The organism is Citrobacter sp. Marseille-Q5395 (assembly GCF_947057495.1).
GTDB lineage: Bacteria > Pseudomonadota > Gammaproteobacteria > Enterobacterales > Enterobacteriaceae > Citrobacter > Citrobacter murliniae.
On the sequence record NZ_CAMSEL010000026.1, the window covers coordinates 1 to 19,540 of the forward strand.

17 protein-coding genes and 1 pseudogene are annotated in these 19,540 nt (G+C 50.7%); 10 read left to right on the top strand and 8 right to left on the bottom strand.

Translation table 11 applies throughout. From position 1 onward, the window contains the following. Nucleotides 1-241, top strand: a pseudogene (locus OH663_RS22890) (NADP-specific glutamate dehydrogenase); the annotation flags it as partial. A 39-nt stretch (nt 242-280) separates the two neighbouring features. On the opposite strand, the gene topB reads toward OH663_RS22890, so the two are convergent. The 3 genes from topB to OH663_RS22905 all read right to left on the bottom strand — a co-directional run bounded on the left by topB (nt 281) and on the right by OH663_RS22905 (nt 3,946). Then, nucleotides 281-2,230, bottom strand: a complete 1,950-nt coding sequence (topB, locus tag OH663_RS22895; RefSeq protein WP_045442006.1) for a DNA topoisomerase III — start codon at nt 2,228-2,230, stop codon at nt 281-283. A 4-nt stretch (nt 2,231-2,234) separates the two neighbouring features. Further along, the gene (selD, locus tag OH663_RS22900; RefSeq protein ID WP_045442004.1) at nt 2,235-3,278 is read right to left on the bottom strand and encodes a selenide, water dikinase SelD; all 1,044 of its coding nucleotides are present in this window, start codon (nt 3,276-3,278) and stop codon (nt 2,235-2,237) included. A 116-nt stretch (nt 3,279-3,394) separates the two neighbouring features. Next, on the bottom strand, nt 3,395-3,946 hold the full coding sequence (locus OH663_RS22905; protein ID WP_200011600.1) for an NAD(P)H nitroreductase: 552 nt from the start codon (nt 3,944-3,946) through the stop codon (nt 3,395-3,397). Nucleotides 3,947-4,121: 175 nt separating this feature from the next. Here OH663_RS22905 and sppA point away from each other — a divergent pair, with 175 nt between their 5' ends. From sppA to yajD, 5 genes are all read left to right on the top strand, one after another. Continuing rightward, a complete protein-coding gene (gene sppA, locus OH663_RS22910) occupies nt 4,122-5,978 on the top strand; it encodes a signal peptide peptidase SppA (RefSeq protein WP_200011598.1) in 1,857 nt (618 codons plus the stop codon). Nucleotides 5,979-6,035: 57 nt separating this feature from the next. After that, nucleotides 6,036-7,052, top strand: a complete 1,017-nt coding sequence (ansA, locus tag OH663_RS22915) for an asparaginase (RefSeq protein WP_048221612.1) — start codon at nt 6,036-6,038, stop codon at nt 7,050-7,052. Nucleotides 7,053-7,066: 14 nt separating this feature from the next. Further along, complete coding sequence (pncA, locus tag OH663_RS22920) at nt 7,067-7,705, top strand: bifunctional nicotinamidase/pyrazinamidase (RefSeq protein WP_233617155.1); 639 nt, start codon at nt 7,067-7,069, stop codon at nt 7,703-7,705. A gap of 232 nt (nt 7,706-7,937) precedes the next feature. Then, on the top strand, nt 7,938-9,191 hold the full coding sequence (chiD, locus tag OH663_RS22925; RefSeq protein ID WP_200011584.1) for a chitinase ChiD: 1,254 nt from the start codon (nt 7,938-7,940) through the stop codon (nt 9,189-9,191). 97 nt (nt 9,192-9,288) lie between these two features. Continuing rightward, entirely contained in the window at nt 9,289-9,633 is a 345-nt protein-coding gene (gene yajD, locus OH663_RS22930) for an HNH nuclease YajD (RefSeq protein ID WP_003832478.1), read from the top strand. A gap of 43 nt (nt 9,634-9,676) precedes the next feature. Here the strand turns inward: yajD and OH663_RS22935 are convergent, their stop codons facing one another. Both OH663_RS22935 and msrB read right to left on the bottom strand, forming a co-directional pair. After that, nucleotides 9,677-9,952 carry a YeaC family protein gene (locus OH663_RS22935; protein ID WP_045441989.1) on the bottom strand — a complete coding sequence of 92 codons (276 nt, stop codon included), beginning with the start codon at nt 9,950-9,952 and terminating at the stop codon, nt 9,677-9,679. Nucleotides 9,953-9,993: 41 nt separating this feature from the next. Beyond that, nucleotides 9,994-10,407, bottom strand: a complete 414-nt coding sequence (gene msrB, locus OH663_RS22940; protein ID WP_045441986.1) for a peptide-methionine (R)-S-oxide reductase MsrB — start codon at nt 10,405-10,407, stop codon at nt 9,994-9,996. A 341-nt stretch (nt 10,408-10,748) separates the two neighbouring features. Between msrB and gapA the strand changes: the two genes are divergently transcribed. Next, the gene (gene gapA / locus OH663_RS22945; protein WP_045441983.1) at nt 10,749-11,744 is read left to right on the top strand and encodes a glyceraldehyde-3-phosphate dehydrogenase; all 996 of its coding nucleotides are present in this window, start codon (nt 10,749-10,751) and stop codon (nt 11,742-11,744) included. A 268-nt stretch (nt 11,745-12,012) separates the two neighbouring features. Further along, nucleotides 12,013-12,897 (top strand): D-hexose-6-phosphate mutarotase, encoded by an 885-nt coding sequence (locus OH663_RS22950; RefSeq protein ID WP_200011581.1) that lies wholly within the window; start codon nt 12,013-12,015, stop codon nt 12,895-12,897. Nucleotides 12,898-12,955: 58 nt separating this feature from the next. Here the strand turns inward: OH663_RS22950 and OH663_RS22955 are convergent, their stop codons facing one another. Then, nucleotides 12,956-13,810 (bottom strand): aldo/keto reductase, encoded by an 855-nt coding sequence (locus OH663_RS22955; protein WP_200011578.1) that lies wholly within the window; start codon nt 13,808-13,810, stop codon nt 12,956-12,958. Between the two features lie 291 nt (nt 13,811-14,101). Then, nucleotides 14,102-14,845: a MipA/OmpV family protein gene (locus OH663_RS22960; protein WP_045441974.1), complete on the bottom strand. Its 744-nt coding sequence runs from the start codon at nt 14,843-14,845 to the stop codon at nt 14,102-14,104. A gap of 433 nt (nt 14,846-15,278) precedes the next feature. On the opposite strand from OH663_RS22960, the gene yeaG reads away from it, so the two are divergent. After that, nucleotides 15,279-17,213 (top strand): protein kinase YeaG, encoded by a 1,935-nt coding sequence (gene yeaG / locus OH663_RS22965; protein ID WP_045441971.1) that lies wholly within the window; start codon nt 15,279-15,281, stop codon nt 17,211-17,213. Between the two features lie 123 nt (nt 17,214-17,336). Beyond that, on the top strand, nt 17,337-18,620 hold the full coding sequence (locus OH663_RS22970) for a YeaH/YhbH family protein (protein WP_045441968.1): 1,284 nt from the start codon (nt 17,337-17,339) through the stop codon (nt 18,618-18,620). A gap of 39 nt (nt 18,621-18,659) precedes the next feature. Here the strand turns inward: OH663_RS22970 and OH663_RS22975 are convergent, their stop codons facing one another. Continuing rightward, complete coding sequence (locus OH663_RS22975) at nt 18,660-19,430, bottom strand: class I SAM-dependent methyltransferase (RefSeq protein ID WP_045441965.1); 771 nt, start codon at nt 19,428-19,430, stop codon at nt 18,660-18,662. Nucleotides 19,431-19,540 lie beyond the last annotated feature (110 nt).

Below are 19,540 nucleotides of genomic sequence, written 5' to 3' on the forward strand. Positions count from 1 at the left end.
GGGTAAAGCGGCCAACGCTGGCGGTGTGGCGACGTCAGGTCTGGAAATGGCGCAGAACGCTGCGCGTCTTGGCTGGAAAGCAGAGAAAGTTGATGCGCGCCTGCACCACATCATGCTGGATATTCACCATGCCTGCGTCGAGTACGGTGGCGAGAGCAAACAAACCAACTACGTGCGCGGTGCCAACATCGCGGGCTTTGTGAAAGTTGCCGACGCGATGTTGGGTCAGGGTGTTATCTGATCTTGCCCCTTCTGCCTGATGATGCTGAGCTCATCAGGCTTACGCAGTATCTCCGCCCGCCTCAACTGATGGCGGGCTTTTTTTCGCCGAGCGTTTGCGCGGCGCACTCTTTTTCTTCTCACCACCACCCGGAGCGGTAATCCCGCGGAACTGGCGCACCGGCGTACGTTTAGCCTGATCGATAAGCTGATACAACGTCCCTACCAGCGGCTGCATAAAATCCTGATAACGACACTGTTTTTCACTGATTTGTGTCAGAATCGACTCCCAGTGCGCGGTCATATCCGGGCGCGTCGCCATTTCAGGAAGCGAATGGAACAGCGCTTTTCCGGCGTCCGTTGAGTGTATATAACGGCCTTTTTTCACCAAAAATCCGCGCTTAAACAGCAGTTCGATAATCCCGGCGCGCGTGGCTTCCGTTCCTAAACCGTCGGTTGCACGAAGGATCTTTTTCAGATCTTTATCCTGCACAAACCGCGCAATCCCGGTCATCGCCGACAGCAACGTAGCATCGGTAAAGTGGCGCGGCGGCTGGGTTTGGCGTTCAACGACTTCGCCTTTTTCGCACAGCAACTCATCATCTTTTGCCACTACCGGCAGCGGCGTGCCATCGTTGTCTTCATCGCGTTCTTTGTTGCCGAGCAACGTACGCCATCCTGCTTCGGCGAGGAAACGCGCTTTGGCAACAAATTTCCCTTTCGCAATGTCCAGTTCAATGACGCATTTACGGAATACTGCATCTGCGCAGAACTGCATCAGATACTGACGCGCAATCAGGTTATACACCTTCGCTTCGTTGTCATTCAGATTGATGGATGAACTGCGCGCTGTGGGAATAATGGCGTGGTGCGCATCCACCTTTTTATCGTCCCAGCAGCGATTACGCGTATCGGGGTTAACCGCTGGCTGCGGTAACAAATCCGGCGCATGAACGCTGATAGCGTTCATTACCGCATGACGTCCGGCAAAGTGCTCTTCCGGCAGATAGCGGCTATCGGAACGTGGATAGGTAATCAGCTTGTGGGTTTCGTACAGTTTCTGGCAGATATCCAGCACATTTTGCGCACTTAAACCGAAGCGTTTAGCCGCTTCAATCTGCAACGCCGATAACGAAAACGGCAACGGTGCGGATTCTGATTCCCGTTTATCGTTATAGCTGGTGACAATTGCAGGCTGGCCGTTGATACGATTTACCACGTGTTCTGCCAGCGTGCGGTGAAGCAAACGTCCTTCTTCATCCTGATACGGCTCACACGCTTCGCTGGGTTGCCAGATAGCGGTGAACCGCTCATCGGCAGGCGTCACGATATGTGCTTTCACTTCAAAGAAATCTTTTGCGACGAAGTTTTCAATCTCTTCATCACGGCGAACCACCAGTCCGAGAACCGGAGTTTGTACGCGACCAACGGAGAGCACCCCCTGATAGCCCGCGTTACGCCCAAGAATGGTGTAGGCTCGCGTCATATTGATGCCATACAGCCAGTCCGCACGCGCACGCGCCAGCGCCGACACGCATAGCGGGATAAACTCACTGTTAGCGCGCAGGCGGGAAATCGCCCGCTCTACCGCCTGTGGGTTAAGATCGTTGATCAGGCAACGTTGTACCTGCTGACGTTTCTCTGGGGCGAGTTGCAGGTAATCAAGCACTTCATCCACCAGCAGTTGCCCTTCACGATCGGGGTCTCCCGCGTGAATAACTTCACTTGCTTCATGTAAAAAGCGCTTAATCACGTTGAGCTGTTTGGTCACCGAGGGACGCGGCTGTAGCTGCCACTTTTCCGGGACAATCGGCAAGTCGACCAGACTCCAGCGAGCATAGCGACTGTCATAGGCATCTGGCTGCGCCTGTTCAAGCAGATGACCGATGCACCAGGTCACCACTTGCCCATTTCCGCATTCAATAAAACCATCACCTTTGCGATGCGGTTTAGGTAGCACATCTGCAATCGCGCGAGCCAGACTCGGTTTTTCGGCAATAAACAACCGCATCAAGTTAACGGATCTCAACCATGGCGCGACCGCCACGAGCTTCCACCAGTTCACCAATCGCAGTGAGTTCAATACCGAACTGCGCAGCCGCCGCCTTGACTTCGGCTTCGGCCTCCGGCGTTACCGCCAGCAACAAACCACCCGAAGTTTGCGGATCGCACAACAGGTCACGTACCGACTTCGGCATTTCGCCCATCAGATGCCCATAGCTGGCATAATTACGTTGCGTACCACCCGGTACTGCGCCCTGCGCAATGTATTCTTCAACGCCAGGGAGCTTTGGAATGTCCTGATAAACGATCTGCGCCTGGATACCCGCGCCCTGACACATCTCACTCAGATGTCCCAGCAGACCAAAACCGGTCACGTCGGTCATGGCTTTCACGCCCTCAATATCCGCAAACGCTGCACCCGCGACGTTCATGCGACACATCACTTCCGTTGCCAGCCCAATATGTTCAGGCTTGAGCAGCGATTTTTTCTCTGCGGTAGTCAGCACACCAATTCCCAAAGGCTTGGTGAGGAACAGTTTGCATCCCGCCTCGGCGGTGCTGTTTTTCTTCACGCGTTCGGTAGGAACGACGCCTGTAACCGCAAGACCAAAAATCGGCTCCGGAGCATCAATAGAGTGACCGCCCGCCAGGGCAATACCCGCCTGACGACAGGCGAAGCGTCCGCCTTCGGTGACTTCACGGGCAATTTCCGGTGCCAGCTTATCGAGAGGCCAGCCCAGAATAGCGATTGCCATAATCGGTTTGCCGCCCATCGCGAAGATATCGCTGATAGCGTTGGTCGCAGCGATACGGCCAAAATCAAACGGATTATCGACAATCGGCATAAAGAAATCGGTGGTACTGATAACGCTGGTGCCATTTCCCAGATCGTACACTGCCGCATCATCGCGGGTTTCATTACCCACGAGTAAGTTCGGATCGACGAACTTCGCCTGCTCACTGTGCAGGATGGTTTCCAGCACTTTGGGGGAAATTTTACAACCGCAACCGGCTCCGTGGCTGTATTGCGTTAAACGAATAGCTTGCTCGCTCATGGACATCTCCTGTCATTGCAATCCGGATATGGTAGCGCTCATTCCATGATGTGGTAAGAGTGACTGTCTGAATTAGGGTGTCTTTGCTCATAATCCAGACAGTTTTGCTGTTGATATCAGAAATAACGGACGAATGAGGTCGGATCGGCAAGGCTAATCGAGGTGGAAGCTTTTAGCTGCGGTGTACCCAGATAGAGGAAACCAACAATTTTATCCTGTGGTCGACAGTCAAAAGCCTCACGCACTTCCGCGCTTTCCGTTAAGGCACCGCTACGCCAGATCCCGCCAAAGCCTTGTGCAATCGCCGCCATCTGCATAGCCATGACCGCACAACCGGCTGACATTTCCTGCTCCCAGAGAGGAACCTTGCCGTTTTCTTCGCATTTTGCCACTACTGCAATAATTAGCGGTGCACGAAACGGCGCGCTACGCGCTTTTTCTACCGCTTTTTCGTCACCCTGTGCGGCAATCGCACCTTTTTCCAGCGCAACGCTAAAACGCTCGCGACCATCGCCTTCTATCACAAAAAAACGCCATGGCTGCAAAGATTTGTGGTCAGGCGCACGCATCCCCGCCCGCAGAATGTTTTGTAACTGCTCCCCCGCCGGGGCCGGTTCGACAAGGCGAGAAGCGCTACGACGAGTCAAAAGTAATTCGAGTGCATCCATTTGCTTAACTCCAACAATAAAATCTGTTCACAAAATTAACACGTGAGTGGATTTTGTTACAGCACAGGCGGTGATTCCTGCTGACAAGTGCCTGTCGGGTCATTACGATAGCCACATCTTAACGCCTTTCTCCCGTCTAACGGGGAGGCGTGTTGTTAATCTGTAGGGAGAATACATGCGAACCCTGTGGCGATTCATTGCCGGATTTTTTAAATGGACGTGGCGATTACTGAATTTCGTCCGTGAATTTGTGCTTAACCTGTTCTTTATCTTTCTGGTGCTGGTTGGCGTCGGTATCTGGATGCAGGTCAGTAGCACTAATACCAGCGAACAGGCCGGACGTGGCGCATTGCTGCTCGATATCTCAGGGGTGATTGTCGACAAGCCCTCAAGTACCAGTCGCTTAAGCGTCATTGGTCGCCAGCTGTTTGGCGCCAGCTCGGATCGTCTACAGGAAAACTCCCTGTTCGACATCGTGAATACCATTCGCCAGGCGAAAGATGACCGCAACATTACCGGCATCGTGATGGATTTGAAAAACTTTGCCGGGGCCGATCAGCCTTCCATGCAATACATCGGTAAAGCGCTGCGTGAATTCCGCGACAGCGGGAAACCCGTTTTTGCCATCGGCGATAACTTCAGCCAGGGTCAGTATTACCTCGCCAGTTTTGCCAACAAAATTTGGCTCTCCCCACAAGGTTCGGTTGACTTGCACGGCTTTGCTACCAATGGCCTGTATTACAAGTCACTGCTGGATAAGCTGAAAGTCTCCACCCACGTATTCCGTGTCGGGACCTATAAATCCGCCGTTGAGCCGTTTATTCGTGACGATATGTCCCCGGCCGCACGTGAAGCCGACAGCCGCTGGATTGGCGAGTTATGGCAAAACTATCTCGACACCGTTGCGGCCAATCGCCAGATCCCGGCCCAGCAGGTGTTCCCGGGCGCGCAGGCGATGCTGGACGGTCTGACGAAAGTAGATGGCGATACCGCTAAGTATGCCCTCGATAACAAACTTGTCGACGCCCTCGCCTCCAGCGCTGAAGTCGAAAAACTGCTGACTAAACAGTTTGGCTGGAGCAAAGCGGACAAAAATTACCGCGCCGTCAGCTATTACGATTACTCGCTGAAAACCCCGGCTGAGACCGGCGACAGCATAGGCGTGGTCTTCGCCAATGGCGCAATTATGGACGGGGAAGAAACACCAGGGAACGTAGGCGGTGACACCACTGCCGCACAGATCCGTGAAGCACGCCTCGATCCAAAAGTGAAAGCGATTGTTCTGCGCGTTAACAGTCCTGGCGGTAGCGTCAGCGCCTCTGAAGTGATTCGCTCTGAACTGGCTGCAGCTAAGGCTGCGGGTAAACCTGTGGTCGTTTCTATGGGCGGTATGGCGGCTTCAGGGGGTTACTGGATCTCCACACCGGCAAGCTACATTGTGGCGAACCCCAGTACTCTGACTGGTTCAATCGGTATTTTTGGCGTTATCAACACCGTTGAAAATAGCCTGGATTCCATTGGCATCCATACTGATGGCGTTTCAACCTCGCCGCTGGCTGATATTTCCATCACCAAAGCGTTACCGCCAGAAGTCCAGCAGATGATGCAACTGAGCATTGAGAATGGCTATAAGCGCTTTATCACTCTGGTTGCGGATGCACGTAAGACTACGCCAGAGCAGATTGATAAAATTGCTCAGGGCCACGTCTGGACCGGTCAGGATGCGAAAGCTAACGGTCTGGTGGACAGTCTGGGCGACTTTGACGATGCGGTGGCAAAAGCGGCAGAGCTTGCCAAACTGAAACAATGGCACATTGAGTATTATCAAGACGAACCGACATTCGTCGATATGGTTATGGACAGTATGTCGGGTTCAGTTCGCGCCATGCTGCCACAAGCCATCCAGGCAATGCTTCCGGCACCGCTGGCCTCTGCTGCCAGTGCGGTAAAAGCCGAAGGCGATAAGCTGGCGGCGTTTAACGATCCGCAGAACCGTTATGCGTTTTGTCTGACCTGCGCCAACGTTCGCTAACTCTTGACCCCTCTTCGGGATGAAGAGGGGTTTTTCTTTGAGACAGAAGAAAAAGTCATGCAGAAGAAATCGATTTACGTTGCCTATACCGGCGGTACTATTGGTATGCAGCGCTCAGAACAAGGTTATATTCCGGTCTCCGGCCATCTTCAGCGCCAACTGGCATTGATGCCTGAATTCCACCGCCCCGAGATGCCTGATTTCACTATCCACGAATACGTCCCGCTGATGGATTCATCCGATATGACGCCAGAAGACTGGCAGCATATTGCTGAAGACATTAAAACGCACTACGACGATTACGATGGTTTTGTGATCCTTCATGGCACCGACACCATGGCGTTTACTGCCTCAGCGCTCTCTTTTATGCTGGAGAATCTGGGTAAACCGGTAATTGTGACAGGGTCACAAATACCGCTGGCAGAGCTTCGTTCTGACGGACAAATCAATTTGCTGAATGCGCTATACGTCGCAGCGAATTATCCCATCAACGAAGTTACCCTGTTTTTCAACAATCGACTGTTTCGCGGTAACCGTACAACCAAAGCCCATGCCGACGGTTTTGACGCCTTCGCCTCACCAAACCTTGCCCCGTTGCTGGAAGCCGGGATCCATATCCGCCGCCTGGGAACGCCACCAGCGCCACACGGGGCAGGCGAACTGATTGTTCACCCTATCACCCCGCAGCCGATTGGCGTCGTCACTATTTACCCTGGCATTTCCGCTGACGTGGTGCGCAATTTCCTGCGCCAACCGGTAAAAGCATTAATTCTTCGCTCCTACGGTGTGGGTAATGCGCCGCAAAATAAAGAGTTCCTGAAAGAGCTTGAAGATGCGAGTTCGCGTGGCATTGTGGTGGTTAACCTCACCCAGTGTATGTCCGGCAAGGTGAACATGGGCGGTTACGCAACGGGGAATGCGCTGGCGCATGCCGGGGTTATTGGTGGCGCAGATATGACCGTTGAAGCAACGCTCACCAAGCTGCATTACTTGCTGAGCCAGGGGCTGGATACGCAGGCCATTCGCACGGCGATGACGCAAAACCTGCGTGGTGAGCTCACGCCGGACGAATAGAGGAGTAAACGATAATGGCCAGAGCATTACTGCTGGTTGACTTACAAAACGACTTTTGTGCAGGCGGTGCTCTCGCCGTCCCTGAGGGAGATAGCACCGTGGATGTCGCCAATCGTCTTATTGACTGGTGTACATCGCGTGGTGACGTGATAGTTGCCAGTCTGGACTGGCACCCGGCAAATCACGGTAGTTTTGCCAGCCAGCATCATGTCACGCCTTACAGTCAGGGACAACTTGACGGTCTGCCGCAGACATTCTGGCCGGATCACTGTGTTCAGAACACTGAGGGTGCAGCCCTGCATCCGTTGCTGAACCAACTCGCAATTAATAAGACCTTTTGTAAGGGCGAGAACCCGCTGGTCGACAGCTACAGCGCGTTTTTTGATAACGGCCGTCGACAGGCAACTGCGCTGAATGCGTGGCTACTGGAGAATCGTATTGCTGAACTCATCATCATGGGCCTGGCAACTGATTATTGCGTTAAATTTACTGTTCTTGATGCGCTGGATCTTGGCTATACCGTCAACGTCATTACTGATGGCTGTCGTGGTGTGAACATTCAGCCGCAAGATAGCGCGCATGCTTTTATGGAAATGGCGGCAGCGGGTGCAACGCTGTACACGCTGGCAGACTGGGAAGAAACCCAGCGTTAAACCATGCCTGGTGGCGGAACTTATGTCGTCACCAGGTCCCCTGTTACCTTCCCCTCTCGGCCTTCTCTGGTATCCCCGCGATACCCGGCACATCGCTTTCGCCGCTTCGCCAGCATGGCGTGAACAGCTTCGCATTTTTCCTTTTTTTAAACTGTTAGTCTGCAAGAGCTGTTTTTTTCGCCACCCACTGGCGTGGCGTGTTTGCTTTTTTAAATGTCAAAGAGGAACACCGATGAAACTATTGCCTTTGTTGGCAGCATTACCCCTGCTTTGTGCAAGCGTTGTTTCCGCAAACTCCCTGATGTCTGTCGGCTACTTTAACGGCGGTGGCGATGTTACTGCCGGCCCTGGCGGTGATATCAATAAGCTGGATGTCCGCCAGATAACCCATCTCAACTATTCGTTTGGTCTTGTCTACAACAATGAAAAAGACGAAACCAATGACGCCCTGAAAGACGCCAGCAAGCTACACCAGATTTGGCTGTCAGAAAAAGTACAGGCTGATTTGCAAAAAATTCCGGTGCTACGCAAGCAAAACCCAAACCTTAAAGTTCTGCTTTCTGTTGGGGGTTGGGGGGCGCGCGGATTTTCTGGCGCGGCGGCTACGCAGGAATCCCGCACGGTGTTTATTCAGTCTGCACAGGCGATTGTTGAGAAATATGGCCTGGATGGCATCGATCTCGACTGGGAATATCCGGTCAACGGCGCATGGGGGCTGGTCGAAAGCCAACCGGCTGACCGCGATAACTTTACCGCGTTACTGAAAGAGCTACGCGCCACATTTGGCCATAATAAGCTGGTCACTATCGCCGTCGGAGCGAACGCTGAAAGTCCGAAAAGCTGGGTAGATGTGAAAGCGATTGCCCCGTTGCTCGATTATATCAACCTGATGACCTACGACATGGCTTACGGTACTCAGTACTTCAACTCAAACCTGTATGATTCGACCCAGTGGCCAACGGTGGCTGCAGCAGATAAATACAGCGCCGATTTTGTGGTCAATAACTATCTCGCCGCAGGATTAAAACCAGGTCAGATGAATCTCGGGATTGGCTTCTACGGCCGGGTACCAAAACGCGCCATCGAACCTGGTATTGACTGGAGCAAACCAGATGCCCAGAAAAATCCGGCAACCCAACCCTACTTCGAACCACAACACATTGAGTTGTTCAAATCGTTGGGGGTTGATCTGAGCAAAGATACCTATGTGAAGTACAACGATATCGTGGCTAAGTTAATCAACGATCCACAAAAGCGCTTTAGTCAGCATTGGGATGATGAGGCCAAAGTGCCGTGGTTGTCAGTACAGTCTGCCGACGGTAAAGCACTTTTCGCCCTCTCTTTTGAAAACCCGCGTTCGGTCACCATCAAAGCGGACTATATCAAGAGCAAGGGGTTGGGAGGGGCAATGTTCTGGGAGTACGGCGCAGATGATAAAAATCAGTTAGCGAAGCAGCTGGCCGAGTCGTTAGGGATTAAACACTGATCCCAACGCCTGGCACAATAGGTTATGATTATCACAATCCGCTGCACCAGGCTGCTCTGGTGCGGCTTTTTATTTTCTACAGGAGGCATGAAGCGTTATGGCTTTTATCCCTAAAAATTATGCCCGTCTGGAAGTCGGATACCGGGAAAAGGCACTTAAACTCTTCCCCTGGGTTTGCGGACGCTGTTCCCGTGAGTTTGTCTATTCCAACCTGCGTGAATTGACAGTGCACCATATCGATCACGATCACTCCAATAACCCGGAAGATGGTAGCAACTGGGAGATGTTGTGCCTGTATTGCCACGATCATGAGCATTCCAAATATACGGAAGCGGACCAGTATGGTTCAACGGTGGTTGCGGGTGAAGATGCGCAAAAAGCGGTTGGCGAGGCGAAATATAACCCGTTTGCCGATCTTAAAGCGATGATGAACAAGAAATAACAAATACAGCAGGCCCGGCGTGATGTGCTACCGGGCCTGTGACTCAGGATTTGAACGTCGCAATGGGCTCTGGCGTAATACCAAACTCAACTTTCAGCTGTTGCTTACTCTTCATCACCATCTCACCCTTCGTGTCGATAGTCATATGTTGCGCATCAACATTGTGGCGTGCCTGCCATAGCATCACCAACTGCAAACTGTTCTCTTTTTGTTCTGCCGTCAGCGCGACGCCATCCGGCCATTTTCCCAGCTCAACGGCAGTAGATAAGCGCTGATACACTTCCGGCGTCATGCTGTTGATCATCTCATCAAGATTCATGTTAAATCCATTCCCGTAGAATAATTTGCTGAATCGTTTCCTCAGCCTTTGATTTGTTCACCATTTTCATCATCGGTGAAGTTCAAAGACGCCGAATTTACGCAGTAACGTTCCCCGGTAGGTTTTGGACCATCAGGGAAGACATGTCCGAGGTGTGCATCACAGTTTCCGCAGCGGATTTCGATGCGCTGCATACCGTGTGACGTATCTTTTATGTAACGAATGGCCTCTTCGCTAACAGGCTCGTAAAAACTGGGCCAGCCGCAGCCGGAATCGTATTTAGTATCTGAACGAAACAGCGGTTTGTCGCAGATCAGGCAATGGTAAACGCCATCACGCTTATTGTGCAGCAAACGCCCGGTAAATGGCGGTTCTGTCCCATGATTTTGCGTCACGTAGAACTGCATTTCGGACAAATTTTTTTTCAGTTCTTCTGGAGAAGGTTGATTAGCCATTTGCTCACATCTCACTTTATCTATACTCACATCGCGAGACAGATTCTAACAAAACATTAACACCGTAGTGCGAACTTTTGTTCTAAACTTGATACTTGCGAAATGGCAGCCTGTTAATCGTGATCACAATCACGTTTTTATCTTGATTGCCCTTTAAAATTCGGGCCGCCGCCCCCATGTGGTTTCAAGCCCAAAGGAAGAGTGAGGCGAGTCAGTTGCGCAAAGCTTAGGCAGCAGATTGATTTGTCGCAATGATTGACACGATTCCGCTTGACGCTGCGTAAGGTTTTTGTAATTTTACAGGCAACCTTTTATTCACTAACAAATAGCTGGTGGAATATATGACTATCAAAGTAGGTATCAACGGTTTTGGCCGTATCGGTCGCATTGTTTTCCGTGCTGCTCAAGAACGCTCTGACATCGAGATCGTTGCAATCAACGACCTGTTAGACGCTGACTACATGGCTTACATGCTGAAATATGACTCCACTCACGGCCGTTTCAACGGTTCCGTTGAAGTGAAAGACGGTCATCTGATCGTAAACGGTAAAAAAATCCGTGTTACCGCTGAACGTGATCCGGCTAACCTGAAATGGGACGAAGTTGGTGTTGACGTAGTAGCTGAAGCTACTGGCCTGTTCCTGACAGACGAAACCGCTCGTAAGCACATCACTGCTGGCGCGAAAAAAGTGGTTCTGACTGGTCCGTCCAAAGATAACACTCCGATGTTTGTTAAAGGCGCTAACTTTGACAAATACGAAGGTCAGGACATCGTTTCTAACGCATCCTGCACCACTAACTGCCTGGCTCCGCTGGCTAAAGTTATCAACGACAACTTCGGCATTATCGAAGGTCTGATGACTACCGTTCACGCAACCACCGCTACTCAGAAAACCGTTGATGGCCCGTCTCACAAAGACTGGCGCGGCGGCCGTGGCGCAGCTCAGAACATCATCCCGTCCTCTACCGGCGCTGCTAAAGCTGTAGGTAAAGTACTGCCAGAACTGAATGGCAAACTGACTGGTATGGCGTTCCGCGTTCCTACTCCGAACGTATCCGTTGTTGACCTGACCGTACGTCTGGAAAAAGCTGCTTCTTACGAAGAAATTAAGAAAGCAATCAAAGCTGCTTCCGAAGGCCCGATGAAAGGCGTTCTGGGTTACACCGAAGACGACGTTGTTTCTACCGATTTCAACGGTGAAGTTTGCACTTCTGTGTTCGATGCTAAAGCTGGTATCGCACTGAACGACAACTTCGTGAAACTGGTATCCTGGTACGACAACGAAACCGGTTACTCCAACAAGGTTCTGGATCTGATTGCTCACATCTCCAAATAAGTTGAGATGAGACAGTAATCTGTAAGAGCGACTCAGGTCGCTCTTTTTTTTGCCTGAAGATATACCCGCCATACTTCAACTTGCAGGTGTGTTGGCTACGTTATCTCCCCCTGTTCGCTTACAACAGTAAGCTCATCGGGATGAATCAGGGGCATTCATGTCCTGGCCGAAGATTGCCTTCGGTTGTTCAAATTCGTTCCTGACGAATTTGTCGTTCACTTGCCACTTCCTGTAATTCGAATTATTCAGGGTAAAAAAGGATTGCGTAATGATTAATAAAATTTTTGCACTTCCGGTAATCGAGCAAATTACCCCTGTCCTCTCTCGTCGCCAGCTTGATGATCTTGAAATCATTGTTGTCGATCACCCGCAGGTTAAAGCCTCTTTCGCGCTGCAGGGCGCTCATCTCCTCTCCTGGAAACCAAACGGCGAAGAAGAAGTCCTCTGGCTCAGCAACAACACACCGTTTAAGACGGGCGTCGCATTGCGTGGCGGTGTTCCAATTTGCTGGCCGTGGTTCGGTCCGGCTGCCCAGCAGGGTCTACCTTCTCACGGCTTTGCCCGTAACCTGCCCTGGACGCTGAAAGCGCACAATGAAGATGACAACGGCGCTGTTCTGACATTTGAATTGCAAAGCAATGCTGAAACGCATCAGCTTTGGCCGCATGAGTTTACGCTGTTAGCACGCTTCAAAGTGGGTAAAACCTGTGAGATCGAGCTGGAAGCCCATGGTGAGTTTGAAACCACTTCTGCACTCCACACCTACTTTAATGTGGGAGATATCGCAGCGGTGAAAGTAAGTGGCCTTGGCGACCGCCTGATCGATAAAGTTAACGATGCAAAAGAAGATGTACTGGCTGATGGTATCCAGACGTTCCCGGACCGTACCGATCGTGTGTATCTGAACCCGGAAGCATGCAGCGTCATTCACGATGATTCACTGAACCGCAATATCGACGTTGTGCATCACCACCATCTGAATGTAGTCGGCTGGAACCCAGGCCCGGCGCTGTCTGTCAGCATGGGAGATATGCCGGATGATGGTTACAAAACGTTTGTTTGCGTAGAAACTGCTTACGCCACCGAAACGCAGAAAACAACGGCAGAGAAACCTTCTCGTCTGGCACAAACTATTCGTGTTGCTAAACGATAAGCGATAATTAATACCGGATGATTGACCGAAAAAGTGTGCGGACAACCATCCGGTAAAATCAGGCCATATCCAACGCAGTTTTACCTTTCGGGGCAGGATATGCCTTATCCAGCAATTTCAGCTCGTCGGCGGATAGCGTAATCGCGAGCGCGGCTGCATTCTGCTCCACATGTGCCACGTTTGCCGCTTTTGGAATCGCCACTACCCCCTGATGACGAATAACCCACGCCAGCAAAATCTGAGCGGCGCTGACATTGCGAGCTCTCGCGATATCGTTAACCACGGTGTTCGTGAGCACATCACTGCGTAAACGCCCTGCCTGGGCCAGCGGGCTGTAGGCCATGACCGGCATCTGCTGTTGCCGACACCAGGGGAGTAAATCATACTCAATACCCCGCGATGCCACATGATACAGCACCTGATTAGTGGCACACTGTTGCCCACCCGTAACCTGCCATAACGCCTGCATGTCATCGTAATCTAGATTAGAGACTCCCCAGCGACGGATTTTCCCCTGCGCAATCAATGTTTCCATTGCACTCACGGTCTCTTCAAATGAGTAATCCCCCATCCAGTGCAATAAATAGAGATCCAGATAGTCAGTGTTCAGCCGACGCAGACTCCCTTCACAGGCCGCAATCATTTTTTGGCCGCCCGCATTCCATGGGTAAACTTTTGACACTAAAAACGCATGTTCGCGTCGCCCCGTCAATGCCTCGCCAACGATTTCTTCCGCTGCACCATCAGCGTACATTTCGGCCGTATCAATAAGCTGTAAACCAAGATCCAGCCCTGCCCGCAGCGCATTTACTTCATCACGACGGCGGCTGGCATTCTCGCCCATATACCATGTACCCTGCCCGATAGCCGGAAGCGCAATCTGCTGAGCAAAAATCACCTGCTTGTTTGTCATCACCCCCTCCTGTGTTTATGCACCACAGTAAAGCAAAACAACGCGGGTGTGTCCTGTAATGGTGCACAAATTGCACCATCATAGTTTGGACTGATTTTTACGCGGATCATGAGTGACAAGATGTCTGCAGCCAGATACAGAATATGCGTTAATAGTGTGATTCACGCGCAGTGAATAAAAGACAACTTTCCTCGTTTAAAAATAAGTATCGAAGCTTACCCATGGTGATAAAACAAAAAGCCCGCATTTCTGCGGGCTTCCATGTAATCATCTGTTCTTCATTTAGTGAAATCAGAATTTATAAGTAATACCGGTTGAGATCAGACCCGTCCAGGATTTGTCCACCATCGGGCTGTCGGTAATTTCATCAGACAGACGGGTATAACGCGCAGTGGCGTACATGCTCCAGTCGCCAAGGAAATTGTAGTTTGCGCTTAATTCAAGGTACGGGTTCCAGCTGCTGTTAGGATCGTAGCTGCGCAAACCACTGCGGGAAGATTCGTGACGCGATACACCGTAGTAGTAATCGTTCTGGTTTTCGCTGTTCCACTCAACACCAATACCTGGTGTCAGCGTCAGACCACCGTTGGTGTAACGGTACAACCACGCCAGATCCCATACGATACCATTACTGTTGTCCAGCGTGTCTCCCGCCAGGCTGGTGCGCAGGAAACCATATTGCGTATTGTGAACGTAAGACAGACCAGCCATCATGGTGCTCTTACGCTTATCAAGGCTGCGCAGGCGGCTGTCATCGCTGTCGCCCGGCTTAAAGTACATTGGCGACCAATACGCCATGACTGATAATTTATCTGTGTTGTCATTCCACAGGTAGTAGCCACCGCCCAGACCACGGAACCAGAAGTTCTCGCTTTCGTAGGTCACGACAGGAACGGGATAAACGTCAGTATCATAATCTTTGTAGGGGTGTTCAACCACACCAACGCCTGCGCCCAGCGTCAGGTTGCTTTCTGCTTGCGCAACAGAGGAAGTGGCGATAAGCACGCCAAGTGCCAGAAGTTTGAGTTTGGTCACAATCCATAATTCCTTATTCAAATGTATAGCAACAGAAGTGTAACCGTCATTACGTTACAGCCCAACTATTTTACGTATTAGCCACGTAATGTAACCCCCTAATTTCTCTGCGAGTGATGACATTTTGCTTGCAGAACGATGAATACCGCATGAATCCAACCCTATTTCTTTACATTAGATGTGCTTTTTTTGCTGATGAGTTATTGATATGCCATTGAAATTCGTTTGCGCACACAGGCAAGTTTTGCAAATGCCATCTACGCTTAATTTTAGAAGGTGTATCACCGAATACGTTGATCTCCTGACCACCAAAATGGCATGAGAGTTGCTTATTTCTTCAGCAGCGACGTCGTTCAGTTTACCTCTTCAGGGGCCTCTACTATTCATATGAACGGCTCTTAACATGTGCTAAAAAACGAAAGGACGGCATACCATGAATATATTCGATCACTATCGCCAGCGTTATGAAGCTGCCAAGGACGAAGAGTTCACGCTGCAGGAGTTTCTTACCACTTGTCGGCAAGATCGCAGTGCTTATGCCAACGCGGCAGAGCGGCTATTAATGGCTATTGGTGAGCCTGTCATGGTCGATACTGCCCATGAACCTCGACTTTCTCGACTCTTTTCTAACCGGGTGATCGCTCGTTATCCCGCGTTTGAAGAGTTTTACGGCATGGAAGACGCGATTGAACAGATTGTCTCTTATCTGAAACACGCGGCTCAGGGGCTGGAAGAGAAGAAACAGATTTTGTATCTGTTGGGGCCTGTTGGGGGTGGGAAATCGTCTCTTGCCGAGCGGCTGAAATCGCTGATGCAAAGAGTACCGATTTATGTCCTGAGTGCTAACGGCGAGCGGAGTCCGGTCAACGACCATCCGTTATGCCTGTTTAATCCACAGGAAGATGCCCAGATCCTGGAAAAAGAGTATGGGATCCCGCGTCGCTATCTCGGTACGATCATGTCGCCATGGGCGGCAAAACGTTTACATGATTTCGGCGGGGACATTACTAAATTCCGCGTCGTCAAAGTCTGGCCGTCTATTCTGGAGCAAATTGCTATCGCCAAAACAGAACCTGGCGACGAAAATAACCAGGATATCTCCGCCCTGGTCGGGAAAGTGGATATTCGTAAACTCGAACACCACGCCCAAAACGATCCTGATGCCTACGGTTACTCAGGCGCACTGTGCCGTTCTAACCAGGGGATCATGGAATTCGTTGAGATGTTTAAAGCACCGATTAAAGTGCTGCATCCTCTGTTGACCGCGACTCAGGAAGGAAACTACAACGGCACAGAAGGTATCTCTGCCCTGCCGTTTAACGGCATCATTCTTGCGCACTCGAACGAATCCGAATGGGTAACGTTCCGCAATAACAAGAATAACGAAGCCTTCCTCGACCGTGTTTACATCGTGAAGGTACCGTATTGCTTACGCATTTCCGAAGAGATCAAGATCTACGAGAAATTGCTTAACCACAGTGAGTTGACCCACGCGCCTTGCGCACCAGGCACGCTGGAAACGCTCTCTCGCTTTACTATTCTTTCGCGCCTGAAAGAACCGGAAAACTCGAGCATTTACTCGAAGATGCGTGTTTACGATGGCGAAAGTCTGAAAGATACCGATCCAAAAGCGAAATCCTACCAGGAATATCGGGATTACGCCGGGGTTGATGAGGGCATGAACGGCCTGTCCACGCGTTTTGCGTTTAAGATCCTCTCCCGCGTGTTTAACTTTGACCACGCCGAAGTGGCGGCCAACCCGGTACACCTGTTCTATGTTCTTGAACAGCAAATCGAGCGCGAACAGTTCCCGCAGGAGCAGTCAGAACGTTATCTGGAGTTCCTGAAAGGCTATCTGATCCCGAAATACGCCGAATTTATTGGCAAAGAGATCCAGACGGCTTATCTGGAATCCTATTCCGAATACGGGCAGAACATTTTTGACCGTTATGTCACCTATGCGGACTTCTGGATTCAGGATCAAGAGTATCGCGATCCGGATACTGGCCAACTGTTTGACCGAGAGTCGCTCAACTCAGAGCTGGAGAAAATTGAGAAGCCAGCAGGCATCAGTAACCCGAAAGATTTCCGTAACGAGATCGTCAACTTCGTTCTGCGCGCCAGAGCGAATAACAGCGGTCGCAATCCAAACTGGACCAGTTACGAAAAACTGCGCACGGTTATCGAGAAAAAAATGTTCTCGAATACCGAGGAACTGCTGCCGGTCATTTCCTTTAACGCTAAAACCTCGACTGACGAGCAGAAAAAGCACGACGATTTTGTCGACCGTATGATGGAAAAAGGCTACACGCGTAAACAGGTGCGTTTATTGTGCGAATGGTATTTGCGCGTGCGTAAATCATCGTGATGCAAATGCCCGGTGGTGCCTGCACTTACCGGGCCTACAAAAACATGCAGCGTAGGCCGGACGCGCGTAAGCGACTTCCGGCACTATGCACACTGCGAAAAGTTGGCAGCACGGGAGGAGCTTATGACCTGGTTTATTGACCGGCGTCTTAACGGCAAAAACAAGAGCACGGTTAACCGTCAGCGCTTCTTACGCCGTTATAAATCGCAAATTAAGCAGTCTATCTCCGAGGCCATTAACAAGCGTTCGGTGACTGATGTCGATAGTGGCGAATCTGTCTCTATCCCGACCGATGATATTAGCGAACCGATGTTTCATCAGGGGCGCGGGGGGCTGCGCCATCGTGTACATCCGGGTAACGACCATTTTGTCCAGAATGACCGTATTGAACGTCCTCAGGGCGGCGGCGGTGGTTCTGGCAGCGGACAAGGCCAGGCCAGCCAGGATGGAGAGGGCCAGGATGAGTTCGTGTTTCAGATTTCTAAAGATGAGTATCTGGATCTGCTCTTTGAGGATTTGGCCCTCCCTAATCTGAAGCAAAATCAGCAGCGTCAGTTAACGGAGTACAAAACGCATCGTGCAGGTTTTACCTCTAATGGTGTGCCAGCCAACATCAGCGTGGTGCGATCCCTGCAAAACTCACTGGCACGCCGTACGGCAATGACAGCGGGTAAACGTCGGGAGTTACACGCCCTTGAAGCCGATCTGGAGACCATCACCAAAAGTGAACCCGTTCAGCTGCTGGAAGAAGAACGATTACGTAAAGAGATTGCCGAACTACGGGCAAAAATCGAACGCGTACCGTTTATCGATACCTTTGATTTACGTTACAAGAATTATGAAAAACGCCCCGATCCCTCCAGCCAAGCGGTTATGTTCTGCCTGATGGATGTCTCCGGTTCAATGGACCAGTCGACAAAAGATATGGCAAAGCGTTTTTATATTCTGCTGTATCTTTTTTTAAGCCGGACTTACAAGAACGTAGAAGTGGTCTATATTCGCCACCACACTCAGGCGAAAGAGGTAGATGAGCACGAGTTCTTCTACTCTCAGGAAACCGGGGGGACGATTGTCTCCAGCGCCCTAAAATTGATGGATGAAGTGGTGAAAGACCGCTACGATCCTGCCCAATGGAATATCTACGCGGCGCAGGCATCGGATGGAGATAACTGGGCTGATGATTCGCCGCTGTGCCATGAGATTCTGGCGAAAAAACTGCTGCCGGTGGTGCGATATTATAGCTATATCGAAATCACCCGTCGTGCGCACCAAACCTTATGGCGTGAGTACGAACATTTGCAATCGACCTTTGAAAACTTTGCTATGCAGCATATTCGTGACCAGGATGATATTTACCCGGTATTCCGCGAGTTGTTCCATAAGCAGAGTACCACCAGCAATAATTAGATATCGCTAACAGGCCAGAACATACGTTCTGGCCTGTTTTTATTTTCCCTTCACCGAACAGCAAGCGATATAATTTAATTGATGTCGCTGGGATTTAAAAAAGCGAAACATTTTAAGGAACCGACGCCGATTTTCATGCGTACGTAAGCCGTTAAATGCAATTTTGAGTGCGCCACCTAACCCCTCATCACGAATTAATCCGCGAGGCGACATTAACGACATTTCGCCATTTTTCTGCATAACATGCTCAAACCCGGCATTCAGGAAGAGCTCACTCCAGCCCTGCCGGGTCATCGGGCTTACGTTTGACTTCACCACCTGCATTAGCTGACTTTGATCGCCCTCACCCAGTTTTTGGCTGGTGAACATAATATCGTGAGTTAATAACCGTCCCCCGGGTTTCAGCACCCGATGGTATTCTGCAATCAGCTTCGCCTTGGCTTTGTCGGCATACATTGTCAACATGGCTTCGTTAATCACAACGTCAAAACTGTTATCAGCAAAAGGGAGAGTGCTCGCGTTAGCAGCCATTACATGGATGTGATTTTCCAGCCCATGAACAGCCACATTACTTCTCGCTCTGGCGAGCGCGTCCTTATCCATATCAATGGCATAAACCGTACAGCCAAAGCGCTGAACCAGCTCTATCGCCGTCGTCGCCATATTGCATGCCACCTCAAGTACCTGGCAATCAGGCGTCAGTTGTGACTGGTTGAACAACCAGTCAGTTGCTTCAATTCCGCCTGGGCGTAGACGGGTTTTACCCAGGCTGGCTAAAAATGTATGGCCCGCTTTTTCAGTCGTGCTCATTTGCCTGTCTCCTTTTTCATAAGTTGCATTATAAATACAACATTAAGATTCAAAGGTGAAGTGTGCGAATGATTTTTATTACAAAATAGACCTCTGCGACAATTCCCATA

What these genes read in the sequence shown, in the direction of transcription:
- topB (WP_045442006.1), bottom strand. Translation starts at nt 2,230, where the DNA reads ATGCGGTTGTTTATTGCCGAAAAACCGAGTCTGGCTCGCGCGATTGCA.
- OH663_RS22905 (WP_200011600.1), bottom strand. Translation starts at nt 3,946, where the DNA reads ATGGATGCACTCGAATTACTTTTGACTCGTCGTAGCGCTTCTCGCCTT.
- chiD (WP_200011584.1), top strand. Translation starts at nt 7,938, where the DNA reads ATGAAACTATTGCCTTTGTTGGCAGCATTACCCCTGCTTTGTGCAAGC.
- msrB (WP_045441986.1), bottom strand. Translation starts at nt 10,407, where the DNA reads ATGGCTAATCAACCTTCTCCAGAAGAACTGAAAAAAAATTTGTCCGAA.
- pncA (WP_233617155.1), top strand. Translation starts at nt 7,067, where the DNA reads ATGGCCAGAGCATTACTGCTGGTTGACTTACAAAACGACTTTTGTGCA.
- ansA (WP_048221612.1), top strand. Translation starts at nt 6,036, where the DNA reads ATGCAGAAGAAATCGATTTACGTTGCCTATACCGGCGGTACTATTGGT.
- yajD (WP_003832478.1), top strand. Translation starts at nt 9,289, where the DNA reads ATGGCTTTTATCCCTAAAAATTATGCCCGTCTGGAAGTCGGATACCGG.
- OH663_RS22970 (WP_045441968.1), top strand. Translation starts at nt 17,337, where the DNA reads ATGACCTGGTTTATTGACCGGCGTCTTAACGGCAAAAACAAGAGCACG.
- selD (WP_045442004.1), bottom strand. Translation starts at nt 3,278, where the DNA reads ATGAGCGAGCAAGCTATTCGTTTAACGCAATACAGCCACGGAGCCGGT.
- OH663_RS22935 (WP_045441989.1), bottom strand. Translation starts at nt 9,952, where the DNA reads ATGAATCTTGATGAGATGATCAACAGCATGACGCCGGAAGTGTATCAG.
- OH663_RS22975 (WP_045441965.1), bottom strand. Translation starts at nt 19,430, where the DNA reads ATGAGCACGACTGAAAAAGCGGGCCATACATTTTTAGCCAGCCTGGGT.
- OH663_RS22950 (WP_200011581.1), top strand. Translation starts at nt 12,013, where the DNA reads ATGATTAATAAAATTTTTGCACTTCCGGTAATCGAGCAAATTACCCCT.
- sppA (WP_200011598.1), top strand. Translation starts at nt 4,122, where the DNA reads ATGCGAACCCTGTGGCGATTCATTGCCGGATTTTTTAAATGGACGTGG.
- gapA (WP_045441983.1), top strand. Translation starts at nt 10,749, where the DNA reads ATGACTATCAAAGTAGGTATCAACGGTTTTGGCCGTATCGGTCGCATT.
- yeaG (WP_045441971.1), top strand. Translation starts at nt 15,279, where the DNA reads ATGAATATATTCGATCACTATCGCCAGCGTTATGAAGCTGCCAAGGAC.
- OH663_RS22955 (WP_200011578.1), bottom strand. Translation starts at nt 13,810, where the DNA reads ATGACAAACAAGCAGGTGATTTTTGCTCAGCAGATTGCGCTTCCGGCT.